This is a genomic window from Curtobacterium sp. PhB136 (assembly GCF_004346855.1).
Lineage (GTDB): Bacteria > Actinomycetota > Actinomycetes > Actinomycetales > Microbacteriaceae > Curtobacterium.
Genome location: NZ_SMGH01000004.1, coordinates 525101 through 540979, shown reverse-complemented (window position 1 = coordinate 540979; position 15879 = coordinate 525101). Strand labels below are relative to the sequence as shown.

15 protein-coding genes are annotated in these 15879 nt (G+C 64.2%); 9 read left to right on the top strand and 6 right to left on the bottom strand.

Annotated features, from left to right (window positions below):
• Positions 1-15: 15 nt before the first annotated feature.
• Entirely contained in the window at positions 16-738 is a 723-nt protein-coding gene (locus EDF27_RS02580; RefSeq protein WP_132047138.1) for an NYN domain-containing protein, read from the bottom strand.
• 625 nt (positions 739-1363) lie between these two features.
• Between EDF27_RS02580 and EDF27_RS02575 the strand changes: the two genes are divergently transcribed.
• The 3 genes from EDF27_RS02575 to EDF27_RS02565 all read left to right on the top strand — a co-directional run bounded on the left by EDF27_RS02575 (position 1364) and on the right by EDF27_RS02565 (position 4163).
• A complete protein-coding gene (locus EDF27_RS02575) occupies positions 1364-3184 on the top strand; it encodes a hypothetical protein (RefSeq protein ID WP_132047136.1) in 1821 nt (606 codons plus the stop codon).
• Between the two features lie 17 nt (positions 3185-3201).
• Positions 3202-3417, top strand: coding sequence for a hypothetical protein (locus EDF27_RS02570; RefSeq protein WP_132047134.1), 216 nt, complete (start codon positions 3202-3204; stop codon positions 3415-3417).
• A gap of 113 nt (positions 3418-3530) precedes the next feature.
• The gene (locus tag EDF27_RS02565) at positions 3531-4163 is read left to right on the top strand and encodes a hypothetical protein (RefSeq protein WP_132047132.1); all 633 of its coding nucleotides are present in this window, start codon (positions 3531-3533) and stop codon (positions 4161-4163) included.
• Here the strand turns inward: EDF27_RS02565 and EDF27_RS02560 are convergent.
• Complete coding sequence (locus tag EDF27_RS02560; RefSeq protein WP_165931328.1) at positions 4077-5561, bottom strand: toll/interleukin-1 receptor domain-containing protein; 1485 nt, start codon at positions 5559-5561, stop codon at positions 4077-4079. The two genes, EDF27_RS02565 and EDF27_RS02560, sit on opposite strands and share 87 nt — an antisense overlap.
• Positions 5562-6095: 534 nt before the next feature.
• Between EDF27_RS02560 and EDF27_RS02555 the strand changes: the two genes are divergently transcribed.
• Together EDF27_RS02555 and EDF27_RS02550 are read left to right on the top strand one after the other, a co-directional pair.
• Positions 6096-6536 (top strand): type II toxin-antitoxin system antitoxin SocA domain-containing protein, encoded by a 441-nt coding sequence (locus tag EDF27_RS02555; protein ID WP_132047128.1) that lies wholly within the window; start codon positions 6096-6098, stop codon positions 6534-6536.
• Between the two features lie 45 nt (positions 6537-6581).
• A complete protein-coding gene (locus EDF27_RS02550) occupies positions 6582-6953 on the top strand; it encodes a hypothetical protein (protein WP_132047126.1) in 372 nt (123 codons plus the stop codon).
• Positions 6954-6993: 40 nt separating this feature from the next.
• Here EDF27_RS02550 and EDF27_RS02545 read toward each other — a convergent pair whose 3' ends face one another.
• Positions 6994-7695: an NPCBM/NEW2 domain-containing protein gene (locus EDF27_RS02545; protein WP_132047124.1), complete on the bottom strand. Its 702-nt coding sequence runs from the start codon at positions 7693-7695 to the stop codon at positions 6994-6996.
• A gap of 128 nt (positions 7696-7823) precedes the next feature.
• On the opposite strand from EDF27_RS02545, the gene EDF27_RS02540 reads away from it, so the two are divergent.
• From EDF27_RS02540 to EDF27_RS02530, 3 genes are all read left to right on the top strand, one after another.
• Positions 7824-8903: a DUF4236 domain-containing protein gene (locus EDF27_RS02540; protein WP_132047122.1), complete on the top strand. Its 1080-nt coding sequence runs from the start codon at positions 7824-7826 to the stop codon at positions 8901-8903.
• On the top strand, positions 8900-9736 hold the full coding sequence (locus EDF27_RS02535) for a hypothetical protein (RefSeq protein WP_132047120.1): 837 nt from the start codon (positions 8900-8902) through the stop codon (positions 9734-9736). The genes EDF27_RS02540 and EDF27_RS02535 overlap by 4 nt, the downstream gene beginning before the upstream one ends.
• Positions 9737-9821: 85 nt before the next feature.
• On the top strand, positions 9822-11306 hold the full coding sequence (locus EDF27_RS02530; protein ID WP_132047117.1) for a HEPN domain-containing protein: 1485 nt from the start codon (positions 9822-9824) through the stop codon (positions 11304-11306).
• Between the two features lie 135 nt (positions 11307-11441).
• On the opposite strand, the gene EDF27_RS02525 is transcribed toward EDF27_RS02530, so the two are convergent.
• The gene (locus EDF27_RS02525; protein WP_132047115.1) at positions 11442-12335 is read right to left on the bottom strand and encodes an abortive infection family protein; all 894 of its coding nucleotides are present in this window, start codon (positions 12333-12335) and stop codon (positions 11442-11444) included.
• 457 nt (positions 12336-12792) lie between these two features.
• On the opposite strand from EDF27_RS02525, the gene EDF27_RS02520 reads away from it, so the two are divergent.
• On the top strand, positions 12793-13842 hold the full coding sequence (locus EDF27_RS02520) for a hypothetical protein (RefSeq protein WP_132047113.1): 1050 nt from the start codon (positions 12793-12795) through the stop codon (positions 13840-13842).
• A 253-nt stretch (positions 13843-14095) separates the two neighbouring features.
• Here EDF27_RS02520 and EDF27_RS02515 read toward each other — a convergent pair whose 3' ends face one another.
• Together EDF27_RS02515 and EDF27_RS02510 are read right to left on the bottom strand one after the other, a co-directional pair.
• Entirely contained in the window at positions 14096-15022 is a 927-nt protein-coding gene (locus EDF27_RS02515) for a nucleotidyl transferase AbiEii/AbiGii toxin family protein (protein WP_165931327.1), read from the bottom strand.
• Between the two features lie 47 nt (positions 15023-15069).
• Positions 15070-15675: a DUF6088 family protein gene (locus tag EDF27_RS02510; RefSeq protein ID WP_132047109.1), complete on the bottom strand. Its 606-nt coding sequence runs from the start codon at positions 15673-15675 to the stop codon at positions 15070-15072.
• Positions 15676-15879 lie beyond the last annotated feature (204 nt).

Sequence of the window (15879 nt, the reverse complement as noted above, 5' to 3'; positions counted from 1 at the left end):
CCGGTCAGCGCTCCGCTACCGAGAAGTAGTTCCCACTCGAACCCTGTGACCCTCGACAGTGAACTGTCCCGTCGCGCGGATGAGTTCGGACAGCTTGGCGTATCCCCAGTTGCGGGAGTCGAAGTCCGATTGCCATTTCCGCAGGAGCTGTCCCACGGAGGCGAGGTTCGCCCACCCATCCTCAGAAGATGCGGTGCTGACACTGTTTCGCAGGCCCTCGATGAGGCGCACGTCGTCTCGGGGCGATGATGTCGCCGGTCGTTCCGCCGTCGGTGCGTCAGCAGAGGTCTCGCCGTCGATGGTGTTGAGGACGTCGAGGTAGGTGAACTGGTCGCATGCGTTGCGGAACGACGTCGGTGTCTTGCGCTCTCCGAATCCGTAGACGGTGATGCCTTGCTCGCGGATGCGGGACGCGAGCCGTGTGAAGTCACTGTCGGACGAGACGATGCAGAACCCCTGGAACCGGCCCGTGTAGAGCAGGTCCATCGCATCGATGATGAGTGCGCTGTCGGTCGAGTTCTTGCCCCTGGTGTGCGCGAACTGCTGCATGGGTTGGATGACATGCTCGCTTGCCGCGACCTTCCAGCTGTTGAGCTGCGTCGTGGTCCAGTCACCGTAGACCCGTTTAACCGATGCCGTACCGAACCGAGCAACCTCTGCGAGGACGGCCCCAATCCGGGACGGCGGAACATTGTCGGCATCGACAAGGACTGCGAGCAGATCGCTGGGTGCGTTCATCCCCACAGCCTCGCAGGTCGACGCGGCGTTACTCGTCCGTGGCGGGATGAACCACGAACCCGCGAGGTGCCGGAGTGGCTATCGATCAGGAAAGGGCCAGTGTGCCGAATGGCCCAGTCCGCGTCGGTGCCAGTGGCGGTAGCGGCTGAATCTGACACGTTCGCGTAGCCCTGGAGGAAAGCGAGCCAGCGCACGGAGTAGTTCGGGTCGGCGGCAGCCGCAGAGGCGCGTTCCTTCAGCGCCTTCCTTTGGCGCCTTCAAACCTCCCGCGTGCTTCTGCGGCATCAGCGTGCTCTTGGGCGATGAGGCTGCGCGGGTCACCGTCTCCCCGATGCATCGCAGCATCCCGCGTTATCCCTCGGGACGTCGTCAATGGTCGCGGCGGTCAGCGCCGATTGGGCATTCAACGATGCCGCTTTCATCGGCGTGTTTACCCCGACCGCCGAGACGAAGCATGCTGCACGCACCCGGGCACCCCTGCAACGGCGCATTGCTCACCGCCTCAGGCCGGCCCACCCCAGAACGCGGCCGTCGTCTCATCCAGCCGTCACACTGCGATATTGTCACCCTCTGCGCGGCGGCCGGTCATCGGTGCCCTGCCGAAGCGGGTGGAAGAGGGGGAACCGTGACTGAGCGGAAGCTGTCCGACGGAGTCGGACGCGTCCTGACCCGACTGATCCTGGGGACTGCTTCACTCGCCGCGGCGGTCGTCGGAACAGTCTCCTTCGTCACCGCCGTTGACGGTTGGCCCGCGCGAGCTATCGATGGCCGCGGAGCGATCTGGGCGGGGTGCTGCTTCGCCGGCGCGGTGGCGATGCTGATCGTCTACGTCCTCGTCACCGTCGCCCCACACGGCAACCGACAGCCGTTCGAAGGATCCGCCGTTCGAAGCGGAGTCACAGCGTCCGACGCGGCGGTCGAAGCAATCCTGGAACGCGCGGACCTGTTCCACGCGCACCAGGCCCCAACGGCTGAGCCGCACCCCGAGCGGGCATCGTCCGCGAATACGGCGCCACCAGAACGAAACGATGCCGCGGAGGGAGAGAACAGCGAAGCAGCGCTGCAGGACGCATCAACGTCGGGGATGCCGCAGCGTGCCGCGGCAGATTTTTACCGAGACATCGTCCTCCGGCCGGCGGAGCTGACACCCCGGATCAGCGAATTCGTCGAACCGCACCGGGCGAGCAAAGTGATCCGCACGACGTTAACCGTCCGAGCTCCCGCCGCAGTGACCGGCTCGGTCATCGTTCCCGTGTTCCGTGCCCCCCGTGGGGCGGTCCTGACCGGACTGCGACTGATCGGACCCGATGGCACGAGAGTCTCCTCGCTCAGCCAATCCGACGCGCTCGGCTACGCGTTTGGCGTGATCCGTACGCTTCTCACCCCGTACCCGGCCGCGCTGGGCGAGTACAAGCGCATGATCGAGAAGAAGCTCATCAAGCATCTGCTCGAACTCGACCCGACGGTAGATCCTGGTGGTGACGCCACGCTCTACCCGTTGCTGTTACAGGTCCAGGACCTGGCAGGGATCGACGAGGACTTGGCGCCCGAGATCGAACAGCTCCTCGCCGCCCATCTGCGCTACAACTTCGTGTGCGTCGTCGCGGAGGTCGCTCCGGCCACGGACGATCCGACACCGCGGACGCTCCGTTTAATCGTTGAGCGGGCAGAGCCGAAAGAAGCGGTGGCTCGAAGGAGAGAAGCCGAGCGGCTGAGCTGGGTCGCACGGTTGGTGTTCCTGACCCTCCCAGCGGTGCGGAAGTTCGTCGGCGTCGAGACCACGATCTACCAACACCCACTGGAACTGGCGAATCTCGCCGGGAGTTACCACTTGGAGATGGCGGGACCCCGAGGGACATACCTTGCAAAACAGGCGCTGCGGCCGACAGGGGAAGCGGAACTGACTCCGGCCAGCGGCACGAACATCGTCCTCGCGCCGCGGACCGGGCAACGCTTCTCCCACGTGTACATCCGGAACAACGGCACCGACTTCAAGGGCGTGTTCGTGGCGAACACGTTCTACGAGCGGCCGCCGGGAGCAGTGCTCCTGGCGTGGCTGTCCGCCGTGGCCGCGTGGGTCATCGTCTTCCTCTGCGCTCTGAAGGCCTTACTTCGACCCGAAGCAGCCGAACCACACGCCGACCTCGTCGCCGTGCTGCTGGCCTTCCCGCCCGGAATTGCGTTGTGGGCAGGCTTCGGGGAGACCATCCGGCAGACACTGTCCGCTCACGTTTCCCGGCTGACGACGATCCTCGCGAGTGCAATCGCCGCATATCTGTACGTGCTCGGGCCGCCGCGCCACGACCACGCCGTGTCGTGGTGGCATGACCCGGCGTCATGCTGGGCAGTCGTGATGTCAGTGTTGACAGTGACACTGGTCGGAAGCGGCTTCTCGCTCATCACACGAGCGGTGACCAATGGTAGAGTCCGAAAATCCTCGACATAGGAGAAGAGCGACACCACATGGGGTTCTTCAAGAAGTTCGTATCACAGCGACACCGACCCTCGAGCGCGAGCGTCGAGACCATCCGTCCCACCGCATGGGCCTACTCGCCGAGCTACACGAGTCGTAGCTACCTCGTCGAATCTCCCGCGGACACGTTGGAGCGGATGCGCCAGGCCGCCGAAGCGGCGGGCACGTTGACCGTTGAGAACGAGCATCACACCACAGCAGCCTGAATCGCGCTGCCGCCCGTGGGCACACAGCGCGTGGCGGTCCGACGGAGGGCGGGATCGGCACGAGTCGCCGTCACGGCAGGTGCCGGGCATACGAGCCTACGGATGGGTCAGGGATGCCGGAGATCATTCAACTTCGTCAGGATCCGCCAACGTGGAACCGTGAGACCACGCCGGCGCTCCTCGAGTTGACGCAGACGTTGCTCGCTGAGAAGTACGTCGCGACCGTGGAGCGGCCGACCTTCGGCGACACGCTGTCGCATGGCGACACGTCCAACTTCGGTCTCGGTGAGGCGCACGTCGTCGTGGAGATCGTCGTCCAACTCGGCGGTCCACATCTGGATGTCCTGCTCCAAGCGGCGGCGAAGAGCTTCGCCGAGGAGATCGGCAAGCGCACTGCCGACGGTGTTCTCGCGATCCCCGGAATCATCGCGGCCTGCCTCGTGAGGCATCGGCGAACCCGTATTCGGGTCGAAACTCTCACCGGCGACCCTGTTGCTACCCTCGACGCGGTTCTGTCGCGTCGACGGAAGCCACCGGTATGGCCGGCGGCGGCGACGCACCCGATGATGCGCAGCGGCCTCCGCGACATCGCGCGGAGTGAAGCCCTCCCCGGCACCGCGGCCGCATTGCGTGACTGTGTTGAGCGCGCAGTCGCTTCGCTAGGACCGATTCACTCTCATGCTTTGAGCGGCATCTGCGACTGCGTCGAGAGCCGTCGTGGCGGCATCCGCGTTGCCGTCGAATAGCCCGGCGAGAAGAGGTGTCCAACCGCCGCCGGCAGCGTTCAACCGCTCCTGCAATACGACCTCAGTTGGGCGCGGGGTGTGCCGTTGCCGCCACGTGTGGCGGCCGTACACAGTGCGTCCGCCGAAACCGCCACTGCCACGTTCGTGTTCACCGAACGCATCCAGCAGCACTTCGAATTCGTCGAAGGCGTCTGCGTAGTCTTCATCGCTTGCGAAATCGTTCGCGAAGACGGGGTTCATCGCGCCGAACAGATGGTCAGAGATCGGGGTGTAACGGGCGCCGATACGGCCTGAACGTGCGTCGTCGAAGTATTGTGTGTCGAAATCACCGTCCTCGAGTGTCTTGTTGAGCAGGGTGCCGAGCCACCGCCATTCCCCGACGACGGTGCGTGGGCCGTGGAGCGCGAGGAAGGGGCGCCGGTCACGGCCGAGCTGCCGCACCTGAACGTCAACGGTTGCAGCCTTCAACGCCGTGTAGTTCGACTTCGTCAAAGCGCCGAATCCCAGCGTATAGGTCATTAGCACCGTCGGGTATTCGTGCACTTCTCTGAGGAGATCAACACCAGTCGTCTGGCTGCACTCCTGCGCGATAGCAGCAATAGTCTTCGTGACCGCGTCCAGATGCCCGGGGCGACTGTACATGCCTATGAGCCGCAGCAGTGGTAGACCCGGTGCAAGAAGGTCGTCGTAGGCGCGGAGCCGGGCGACCCATGTCCGGGCCGTGTCTTCGCTGAGCTGGCCAGCCGCTCCGCTCATCGGGAACCGGTCCCGGTCCTTCAGCGCCGCGAGGATTGGATCTCGAACGTCGCGCATGAACTCATCAAAGTCGAGTTCGAGTTCTGGCTGCCGCAGTAGGCCTCTAAGACGATCCATCGTGGCCGCTTCGGCGGAGTCGGCACGCTTCGTTGCGCTGACTGCGGCGCCGACACTTCCGGCCGGCATCGGCGGTGTGTTGCCGACAACACGCTGAACCGCCATCGCGAGTCTGGTCATGTTCGGGAGTTTCTGCTTGCCGAACAAGTCTGCGCGGTGGATGGTCCGGTCCAGAGTGCGGCCGCCGCCCAGATCGACCGGAGGGATCGGGCTTTCGTCGAACCGGACCGTCATGAGCCAACTGGTGTCGAGCGGACGGAGCGTGTATTCGTCCGCTGCGATCATCAGCTCCTTGTACTGGTACGAGACGTCCCGCGCGCCGAGGGCGGAGGAGAAGCACGCAATGAACACCAATGACCCGGTCCGGATGGCGTCACGGATCTTCGCCTCCCAGTTGTCCCCAGGCCACAGCTGATCAACGTCTCGCCAGACGGAGAACCCTGCACTCTCGAGCGCGCCTTGCAACTCGTCGACGGCACCGGCGTCTTCGCGGATGTACGACAGAAACACGTGCTGTGCAGCCATATAGCTCACCGTACCGATCACTGCCGACATCCATCGACGAACGGCGGTCACCGGGTTCCGCACGACACGAAGTCCTTAACCGGACCGATTGTTCCGCCCCGGATCTGTTGGAGGCTCTCTATCCGGCAAGGATGAGAGTCATGGGAGCGTGGAGGAAGTAGCCGGAGGAGCTCCGGGAGCGAGCGGTTCGGCTCCGGTGGAAGCACGTCGTGATCCGAGCACGCGACAAGGCGCGTTGCGGCGCACCAGCAGGGCTGCCGCCATAACCTCGCTCCCACTACCGTCGAAGCGGCACTACCGAGCCTCCACTGAAACCGAGGCGGGACAGAATCGAAGGTGTCGCTGAAGTCACGCTGCCCGTCGACGAACGGGTTGCCGTAGCGGACGCTGCAGCACTGTTCCGAGTGCTTCGAGGGCGGCCAGTGACAACGGCGTCCTTCGCCGCATATGGGTGCTGCGTCGGAATAGGACGCGGGAGGGACCGTTACAGTACCTGTAAGCACCGTCTGATGGCACGAAGGAGCGGTTGCACGCATGCACACGGCACTTGACGTCGCAAAATGGTTCCTTGCCTGGGCCGACGCGGAAGACGCTGAACTGAGCAACCTCAAGCTGCAGAAGCTGCTGTACTACGCGCAGGGTCAGCATCTGGGCCGAACAGGCGAACCGTTGTTCAGCGACGAGATCGAAGCGTGGGGGCACGGTCCGGTTGTGCCTGCCGTCTACCGCGCGTTCAAAGCGTTCGGTGCTGCGCCGATTGAACCCGAAGGCGTACTGCGCTCGTTTGACTGGTCGAACTACTCGGACGTGCAGCAGCACCTCGCGAACGTTTGGCTGACGTACGGCGTGTACTCCGCGTGGGCGCTGCGTGACAAGACCCATCGCGAAGCGCCATGGGTTGAAGCGTTCAACGCCGACGAGCGGAACGCGGTGATCGGCCAGGACGCGCTTCGATCGTTCTTCGCAGCGGCGTAACCGATGGGGGATAGGCGCGACAAGCGACGATCCAAGCGACCTGCAGTGGATGCCACCACCCTGCCGACACCTCCGGTGCCTGCGGAAGGACACCCAGTGCTCTCGCTGCGGCACGTGCAGCCACGATTCGACGTGGAAGCCATGACCGTTGAACAGCGGTCTGCGTTTCTGATCAAATGGGCAAAGCGATCCAGGTTCTCCTGGACCGAGTTGACCTTACAGTCCAAACACGGTCTCGGTTTCGAGATGATGCCGAAGAAACAGATCCGGCCAGCAGTCCCGGAAGCACTTGAACAAAGCAAATACATGGTGTTCCGTCATCAGGAGAACCTGCCCTTCGTCGGATTCAAGGCAGGGGACGTGTTCCACGTGCTCTGGATTGAATCAGACTACGGCGACGTGTACGACCATGGTTAAGCGCATTGCCCTGCAGATGATGAACATCACCGTTGAGGCTTCAACCGGTGTAGAGCTTCGGGCTTCCCCAAACTAAGTCGGGAAGCGTCTCGGACAACCCACCTGCGGCGTTCACACCAGCCTGCATAGGGCTGTCCGGGGTCTTCGAACCGCCCACCTCCAGTCGCAGTCGGAGCACACCGGTAACAGGCACGCTGATTTCCTTGGGCTCTCCGTTGTTGACCGACACTTGGGTGGCTAGGGTCCCGTCAAGGTACACGGCGAAGTAGCCGGTTCCTGCCGCAGCCTCAGCGTTATCGTCACCGCCGACCGTGACGGTGAATCGGGTGAACTTCTTCCCGAGGTTGTATTCGATAACACCGTTCGGGTCGTTGCAGAAAGTGAAACACGAGTATTGGACGCTGTGGGGGTATGTCGTCCCGCCGATGGGGACGATCTCGGCTGGGTCGACATCGGTGGATGTGTCGATCGGGGCCAGCGACGCGAGATATTGAACTGCCGGTTGCGGTGACGGCGCCTGGGTTCCTTCCGACGGCTCGCTCGCTCGTGGGCCGGAGGTGCTCGGGGCAGAGTGGGCGCTGCTGCGCGTTGCGCTGTTCTCCGAAGAGTCGCTCGGGGTGCCGTTCCACCCGGCGATGTAGGTGATGTATGTGACGAGGAGGGCGGTCAGAACACCGCCGCACCATACGGCAACGGTCTTCCACCGTGACCCGGGAGGAGGATTCGATGTGGTGTTCGGCATGATCTATCTCCTCTCGTTAGGAGCGTATGTGCAACCGCTCCCGTGGCGCCAGCGGATGGCAGCGTGCGCCACGGCCGGGACGGCCGTCGTTGAGCGTGCGATGCACGTCATCGATCTAGGCTGCGGCTATGGGGTTTTCAGTGCGGATGGCACCCGGCGTACGGGTTCGCGTTTCCAGTCGCGGCGTGCGGACGAGTATCGGTCCGCGTGCGGCGCGTGTGCATGTCGGCGGCGGTGCGACCGGTTTTTCTTCCGGTGTGGGGCCCATGACGTATTCCACCAGCCTTGGTGTCGGCCGCCGGAGCTCGTCCGGATCGGTCACCCGGTCGGTCGCAGCGTCGAGTCGTGCGGAAGCCGCCGAGCAACTCGTCGATGTGTACAAGCGGATCGCAGGCCTGCACCGGGAGAGCTTCCGGCCGGCGCAACGGCTAGTGGAACCGCCGGCAGCACCGGTGTATGAGGCTGATGTGCTGAAGCGGCATCAGAAGGAGAAGCTGAAAGGAATCAGCTTCTTCGCTCGAGCTCGCCGGAAGGACGCACTTGCTCGGGCCGCCGTCGACGCGCAGCAGGAAGTTGAAAGCCGGCGCCGTGAAAGCGCACGTCAGCAGGCGAAAAAGCAGCGCCAGCACGACGAGGAATGGGAGCGTCTCACCGCGAACGACCCGCAGACGGTGATGGCTGCTCTCGCGACGGCCTTCGAGGACAACGACGCTGCAGCGGCGCCGATCGGTGTCACCGGCGATGAAGCGGCGCTTGTCGTCATCGTGCCGACCCTCGCCGGCATGCCGCAGAAGAAACCCGACGTCACCCCGACTGGTCGGCCCACGATCAAAGCGGTGCCGAAGAAGGAAGCGGCTTCATGGCACGCCACCGCCGTGGCTGGCTGCATCCTCGTGACCGTCAAGGAAGCCTTCGCCGTGGCCCCTGGGCTACAAGCCCTCCGCATCGTCGCCGCTACGACCCCGGAACGAGACGCCTACGGAGCTCGGCACGCAGACGTGCTCATCGCCGCCAGATTCGAGCGAAGCCGATTGGAAGGCGTGCAATGGGAAACCATCGAGCCAGCGCGAATCCTCAACGACGTGAGCACTGAACTGCAGCTCAAGCAAGTTGGGGCGGCCAAGACGTTAACACCGCTGGCGCTCGACGACGAACCGGAACTGCACGCGCTTCTCGACGCGATCGACTTCGAGGAACGTGGCGCGTGAAATCGTCTCCGACCGAAGAGCCGTACCTCGACGTCTGCATCTTCTCGACGCCGCGAACGTCAGAGATGGACTGGTCGATGGAACAAGCGATCGCGACCATGCCGACGCATCGTGTGCACGGCGCCAACGTCAAGGTGCATGACGCTGTCGTGGAGGCGCTTCGTTCGACAGACCCTTCCATTGAGACGGTGCAGTACTACGGACAGCTCGGGACGGAGGTCCTGCACGTCGTCCTCCCCGGCGCAGATGCGGCTGACAACGTCCCGAGGGCGTGGACGCGGAATTGGGATGCGTACGGCCTGATCCACGGCGTCCGCGCTGACGGGTCGGTCATTGCCGACGGAGGGCTCATGTCCGACCTCACCGTCGCCGACCTCCGCCGATCCGCGGGCAGGTTCGGAAACGGTCCGAACACGCGGGTCATCGTGATCGCGCCGATGGGGCTCGGCGACGGATCCTACGTTCTGGACTTTGGCGCATTCCTGCTCGACCACGGCGTCGATATCGGCACAGTGGCTTACGGCGCGTGGGCACTCGGGCGTAAGCGGTGGCGCAAGCAGTCAACACTTCGGAAGGTTCGTGCGGCAGTCCAGACGCTCGAAAGTGGCGGACTCAGTCAGCCATGGGCTATCCGACAATTCATCGACAGCGAAGACGCATGGCAAGCGGCCAACCTGGCGAAATTGCTCCGGATCCGACCCGAGAGCGCCCGGCAGCTGCTCCTGGCACTCGGCTACGAACGACGACGCGACGGAGCATGGGTCACCTCCGAGACGCGAGCGGCACGAAAGCGTCGCCGCAAGTGGGAAGACAGCGAACGGTGGCACAAATGACTGGGTCCCCAGCCGCCCGTCCTGGCGCAAGATCTCTGAACCTAGCGTCCTCACCGCGGTCGCTGTTTAACGGCAGGATGACGGTATGACGCGAGATGTGCTGCTGAGCGACAAGCAGGAATGGGTCGGGACATGGTGGCAACCCGAAGACCCCGCGCAGAAGGTCTCCGGTGTGCTCACATTCGATCCGGAGAGTGGAGCGGAGCTGCGACTCATTGGCGGCTGGGAGTACGACCTCAGGGTCCCTGACGGTGACGGCCCTATCTCCCTCGGCGGGCAGACACGGGATTGGCCGGTAATCCTTGGCGCCGTAAGTGATGGTCGACGAGTCACGCTCCTGGACGTGCAGCTCAAGACTGCCCGGACGACGTACAACCAGCTCAAAGAAGTCGACGGCCCCGACGTGCTGCACCTGCACCCGGCGACCGTCCTTATCGGATGCCACTTGCGAGGAGAGGGCGACGCAGTTTTCGTCGCTGGCGCTGTTACCGCAGAGAACCTCACCGGGTGGTCCGCCCGCACCGGCATCGGAGGGCAGCACCGATTCGGCAAAGACGACACGAAGCGAAGCGGAGAAATCACAATCCGTCGGCTGCCCGCCATCGTCGCGGAAAGCAGCACCGTCACTGTGAAACTGCACCATGTCAGCAGCCAACCCTTCACAGTCAACAGCCGAGCAGAGCGCGTGTCCCGGGTGCGAGAACACGCCTCGGTGGAGTTCATCGCCTCGGCGCCGCAACCGCTGGGGTACTACACGAACCTTGCTGCGAGCGTGGTGGACCTGCTGTCGCTGTCAGCGATGCGCGCGTGTGGGCTCATTCAATTCCGGGTCTACCTTGCGCCGACACCGGACCGATACCCGGAAGGTAGCCCCTACGCGCAGATGCGCACTCAAGTGGATGTATTCCAACGCATGGTGGTCGCGGCGGAGCCGGAGGAACCCGCGGAAGCGTTCGAAGATTTCGTCCTCACCGTGAACGACGAACCGTTCGAGACGTTGATGCCGCGATGGCTCGAGGTCCGCGAAAAGTTCTCCGCAGCGAGAAGCATGATCCTCGGCCTGCAGTACGTGCCGGGCGGCTACCTGGAGAACCGGGTAATCACCGCGGTTTCAGCGGCGGAAGCGATGCACCGAGCGTTGCAGCCGGAACCGCCAATCCCGAAGGCCGAGTTCAAGGACTTGCGGGCGAAGATCCTTGCCCTCAGCCCGCTCAGGAAACAATGGCTGTCTGAACGGTTCAGCGAACATGCGAACGTTCCGAACCTGCGGGAACGGCTCATCAACCTCGCAGAACGGGTCGGACCAGCTGGTTCCCTGCTAGTCGGTGACATCGGCGGGTGGGCGAAAACGGCGACCGGGGCACGGAACAAGATCGCGCACGTTGGAACATCTCCTCAAGCGCTGACGGAGCTGCGTGCCGTCGCGGATACAACCGCCGGAGTCGTCGTCCTCAACCTGCTGCACGAACTGGGCGTCCCCAATGACCGGCTCGTCACCGCTGTGCAACAAAACCCTGTGTTGCGGCGCACGGCCGGCCTGGCGAAAACGGCGTTCACCGTCGACGGGTGACCGCCAGTCGTTCGCAAGTACACCGAGTCCATCTAAGTCATGTCCGCAGGCGGTATCGACGTCGCCCCGGGTTCCGAGACACGACGTGTAGGCCGATTCATCGGAACCAGCTGAAGCACGGCCTGACCGCCGAACTCAATCCGTCTCGGACCGAGAAGCCCATGTGTCGGCGACGAACTCGGTCACAGCCACGGTCGTGTTGAACACGAGCCGTGCGTGGCGTCGTTCCGCTGAACTCGTGTCGGCACGCCCGTGACCAGTACCCATACTGTTGCGTGCCTCTGCGACGTTGCGGACAAGGGAGGCGAGGTTCCGCAGCATGCCCTTAACAGCGTCGGACCCGCGCCTGTCACCGGGCACCGCTTCGCCGTGGATCCCCAGCGCACGGGCCGCTTCCCCATACAAGCCGGGAAGGTCGTCACGGTCGTTGACTTCGATGCTGAAACTACGGAGAACGAGCTTCAACTGCGACTCGAGCAGTTCCTTGCACTGCCCAATTGCCGCCGCCGGATCCGAATCGATGTCGCGTCGGAGCCGTTCAAGCTGCTCGTCGAGAACACGACGATCGATGATGTTCGGACCGGCGACGACGACCTTCGCCGGGTCGTGCACGCCGGTCACCTTCCGTGCCTCGTAGTAGATGTTCTCGCCGATACGACGTGCCTCGGTCAACGACCAACCGAGGGGTCGCAGCTGCTCGTTGTACCCGTCGACCATCACGGCTGCGGTATCGGGATTACGCTGCGTCATCGGACGCACTGTGGCAGCCAGAAACGCCAGGAACTCCTCATCCGAGCAGTGGAGCAGGTTGAACCGTGAGTCGGTGAACACCCAATCGTCCGGCCAATCGGTCGTGTTCCGAACCCGATGCTGGTGAATGTCTTCCGCCGCAGTGGGATACCGGGATCGGGAGTCGGTTGACGGCTTCGACTTCAGGTCATACAACCGGGCGAGGAAAGCGTCTTCATCCTCGACCCCTGCCCAATGGAACCTGCTGACCGTCAGCCATTCCGCGAGGTCGCTGCGCACTCGCGCGCTGATGCTGTTCTTTCGAGGCACATGATCACACTAGGGGCAACGTCGGCCAGGGCAGCGACCACGACAGCTCGCTGAGCTGGCCACATCGCCGGAACAGTGCACAGCGTGTCGCTGCTGCTCGGCGGTCGAAACGCCTGGGGCCACGTTCTGCAGGTGCGGACGCCGCCCTCCCGGCAGAGGGTCAGTCAGTGCCGCGCGAGTGACTGTCCGAGCCCGCGCCAATTGTGCCGACGTCACTGTCCGCGGAAGCAGTAGGACTCGTTCCATGCCAACGGGCTGCTCGTCGCGGGGCCTCTGAGCTGAGGACGAGAGGCGTCCGAGGCGCCGCGGGCGAAGCGGATCCTGTCGTGGGTCCCACGATCGCGGCGAGACCGGTCGGACGGTGTTCGGAAACCGCCGCACCGGTCCACTACGGTCATCAGGGCAGCGTTCGGGGGACGGGGAGTACGTGGAGATCATCAACGGGGCGGTCGGTGGGCTAGTCGTCACCGAAGCGGTCCTCGTCGGGCTGTGGTGCCCGGCGGCCGCACTCGCATACAGCTTGGTCCAGCCGCCGACCGTGCGAGCGTCAACGACAGCTCGCGAACGGTTCTTTGCTCGCCTGCCGACCTGCATCCGGCCAATCGGGGCGGCGGTGCCGCAGCTGAGTCTGCTGCCCGGTCGAGCATGGCGGCGGTTCGAACGACGTTGGTGGGGTCCGGCGCGGACGGCGGACGCAGCATCGGATCGGGTCTTTGCCCTTCCGGCACTGCTCGCCGCCCTGTTGCTCGTGGTCGCGGTGGTGTTCCTGGTCGTGTCGGTGTCTATGGGGGCGGAGCTGGTGCGGGTCTACTGGGCGCTGCCGACGTTGCTGCTGCTGCTGAACTTCTCCGTGTTCGCTTCGACCGTCGCATTGCAGCAGCGGGCGTGGTTGAAGCGGACACCGTTTGAGTGGCAGCTGACGCTCCTCGTCGGTATGTACGCACGACTCATCCGCCGAGCTCGCCGCGACGGGACGCCCGCGGAGGTCGTCGAAGAGCGGGTGATGACCGCGACCCGTCGAATCGAACGACTGCTGCGAAACCGGTACCCGGCCACCTCAACCAGCGCGTCGGAGCGGGCCGCCGAGAACGCGTGGGCGCTTCGTCTGCAGCCGCTTTTAGATGTTCGAGCGCGGCGTCTACTAGCGCCTGATTCGTTACCGCCGGCGGTGTGGTTTGCGGAGTGGGTGGACGCCATCGCCGAGGCGTTGCAGCGCCCCGCGCCGCTGCCGGCAGCGGAAGAGGCGACGGTAACGCGCCCGTCGGACCCGATGCCACGTATCCCGGTGGTAGGCCTTTGGGTAATCACGGTCGGGGTCGCCGCGGTTGGCGTGTTGACGTCCCCACCAGCGGTGGAAGCCTTTATGCATACGGATTGGAAGGTGGTCGGCTCCGTCGTAGCGGTCGTCGTAGGTCTTGCTACCTGCGTCAACTACGGCATCGGCTGGTACCGCCGATCGGGTGGGAGCGGGTCCTGATTGCCAGTCCCATCGCGCGCACCAGGGAAGAGGGTCAGGAGGACGGCTTTCAGTACTGCAGTGCACTGCCGCCAGGTTTGGGGAGGATGAACGCGGCAGTGTGCCGTGCGCGGGTTACCGCCACGTATAGCCCCCACGCGGCATGGTCCTTCAGCGGCGTTCCCTTCTGCTGCGGGACGCGGTCGGACGTCGTTCGTTCGTTCGTCCAGGACGGTGCCGGAGCGAACGACGAGATCAACGGCGGCGGGCCGGGTCAGATGACGTCAGCGTAGGTTCGGACGACTTCGACGCATGCGGTGAAGGACGGCGCATCCCCGTAAATCATCGGCGCAGCCTTCACGTACGCGGCTGCCAAAGCATCGGACGACGCGCTATTCGGAGTGAAGCACTCGGCCGTAGCGATCCAACCCCCTTCCGGTCGCGCCACGCTCGACCAGTTCGCAGCGATGCTCCGATCGTGCACGTCGTCGGCGACCGCCCGAATTCCGTGGGCCCCCAGCGAGGCAACGCTTCCCCTGGTGCTCGCGTCGGTCAACAGAGCGTGCACGTCGTACAGGTGCCGACCGAGGCCCTCGAAGGCAGTCGTCTCACCCGACTGGTATCGAGCGTCCCGGTTCGCCAGCAGCGCCACCTTCTCGATGAGCGTGCGTTCCGGCACGAGCACATGCGACTGCACCGGCGTCAGCTCGTCGAAGTCGGCAGGTGTTGACCCTTGCCCGAGGAGGTACTCGGCGACGAAGGAAAGGATGTCAACGCTCTCGTTCGGAGTGGGTGCTCCTCGGCTGCCGATTTCGAGCAGAACCTCGGGCTTCACCTCCGCGGAGTCCGCGGGGTGCAGAATCGGATACGTAACGAATACGTTCCTTGCCACGGCCCGTTTCTGATTAGCGGAACGATAGGCGCCGGCCCCTAAGTCGAGGTGTGCGTCAACGGCGTCAGGGACGCCTTTCAGGAGTCGCTCTCTTTGGCCGCCGCTCATATCATCGGGGAAGTCGAGGATGATGTCGATGTCTTCGGAGAATCGTTCGGTGAGCTTCCACGCCTTGCTGAGGCTGGTGCCGCCTTTGAAGATTGCGGGCGCTCCGGCGCCGTCGGCGTACTGGGTCAGCGCTCGAAGGGCCTCTGTGGCCCAGAAGTCCTTCTCCACGTACGCCTCAGGGATGCTGAGCGCGTCTGCCACGATCGGAACCAACGCGGCGAGGTCAGAACTGCCGCGAAGTTGGCCCATCAGGCCACACCGATGTCAGCGAGCAGCCGGCCAGCGTTCGCATGCGTAGCGCGAGAGTGCTCACTATCGGCGGCAGTTCGTAACCGATCGATACGAACATCGCCATCGGAGATCCGAGAGCGGACCGCGTCAACCAGTGCCGCCCATCCCCGCTCGACAAAGTTCCCCGGGTCGCGTAGGACCTCTAACACGGCGATTTCCGAGCGGTTCAAGTCCAACCGTGCGCGATTGCGTCGCGTGTGAACTTCAACGCCCTTCACTAAAGAGTCCGGTGGGTGGCCGACCGTGGCAACGTGCACCGCTTTCGGAACCTGCGTCGTCAGCCCAAGATATCGGGCGGCACTGTACTCGGCGGGGCCGGTGCCGGAGGTCCCCAGCACCGCGAACGCGATGTCCTCCAGCCGTGGCCGTGTCATACCGAAACGAGTTCGCTCACCCTTGAAGTACAAGCCAGCATGCAGGCGAACCAGGTCACCAGAGCGGACCGCGTGTGAGAGAGCACTGCGCTTTGCAGTTGATGACCCATGCCGCAGATCGGCGATTCGGACGTACGAACCAGCCGGCAGCGCACGCAACTCGGCTCCGGGGCTCGTCACTTGGCTCATGACACAAAATCGTACCGGATTTGTGGCATCCTGCCAACGGGGTCGTGATACGACGCGCACCGGCGGCAACGATGCGTCGGCCGCGAACGTGGCCAGCAGGGTCGCTTTGGCGGCGGCGACGCTCGACAGCGCGGACGGGGCACATTCGGCTGACGGTCGAGTACGTTCCGTGGAGCCGCAGTGGCCGGTGGGTAGGAAGCTGAC

What these genes read in the sequence shown, in the direction of transcription:
- EDF27_RS02555 (WP_132047128.1), top strand. Translation starts at nt 6,096, where the DNA reads ATGCACACGGCACTTGACGTCGCAAAATGGTTCCTTGCCTGGGCCGAC.
- EDF27_RS02560 (WP_165931328.1), bottom strand. Translation starts at nt 5,561, where the DNA reads ATGGCTGCACAGCACGTGTTTCTGTCGTACATCCGCGAAGACGCCGGT.
- EDF27_RS02530 (WP_132047117.1), top strand. Translation starts at nt 9,822, where the DNA reads ATGACGCGAGATGTGCTGCTGAGCGACAAGCAGGAATGGGTCGGGACA.
- EDF27_RS02540 (WP_132047122.1), top strand. Translation starts at nt 7,824, where the DNA reads ATGGGGTTTTCAGTGCGGATGGCACCCGGCGTACGGGTTCGCGTTTCC.
- EDF27_RS02580 (WP_132047138.1), bottom strand. Translation starts at nt 738, where the DNA reads ATGAACGCACCCAGCGATCTGCTCGCAGTCCTTGTCGATGCCGACAAT.
- EDF27_RS02545 (WP_132047124.1), bottom strand. Translation starts at nt 7,695, where the DNA reads ATGCCGAACACCACATCGAATCCTCCTCCCGGGTCACGGTGGAAGACC.
- EDF27_RS02510 (WP_132047109.1), bottom strand. Translation starts at nt 15,675, where the DNA reads ATGAGCCAAGTGACGAGCCCCGGAGCCGAGTTGCGTGCGCTGCCGGCT.
- EDF27_RS02565 (WP_132047132.1), top strand. Translation starts at nt 3,531, where the DNA reads ATGCCGGAGATCATTCAACTTCGTCAGGATCCGCCAACGTGGAACCGT.
- EDF27_RS02570 (WP_132047134.1), top strand. Translation starts at nt 3,202, where the DNA reads ATGGGGTTCTTCAAGAAGTTCGTATCACAGCGACACCGACCCTCGAGC.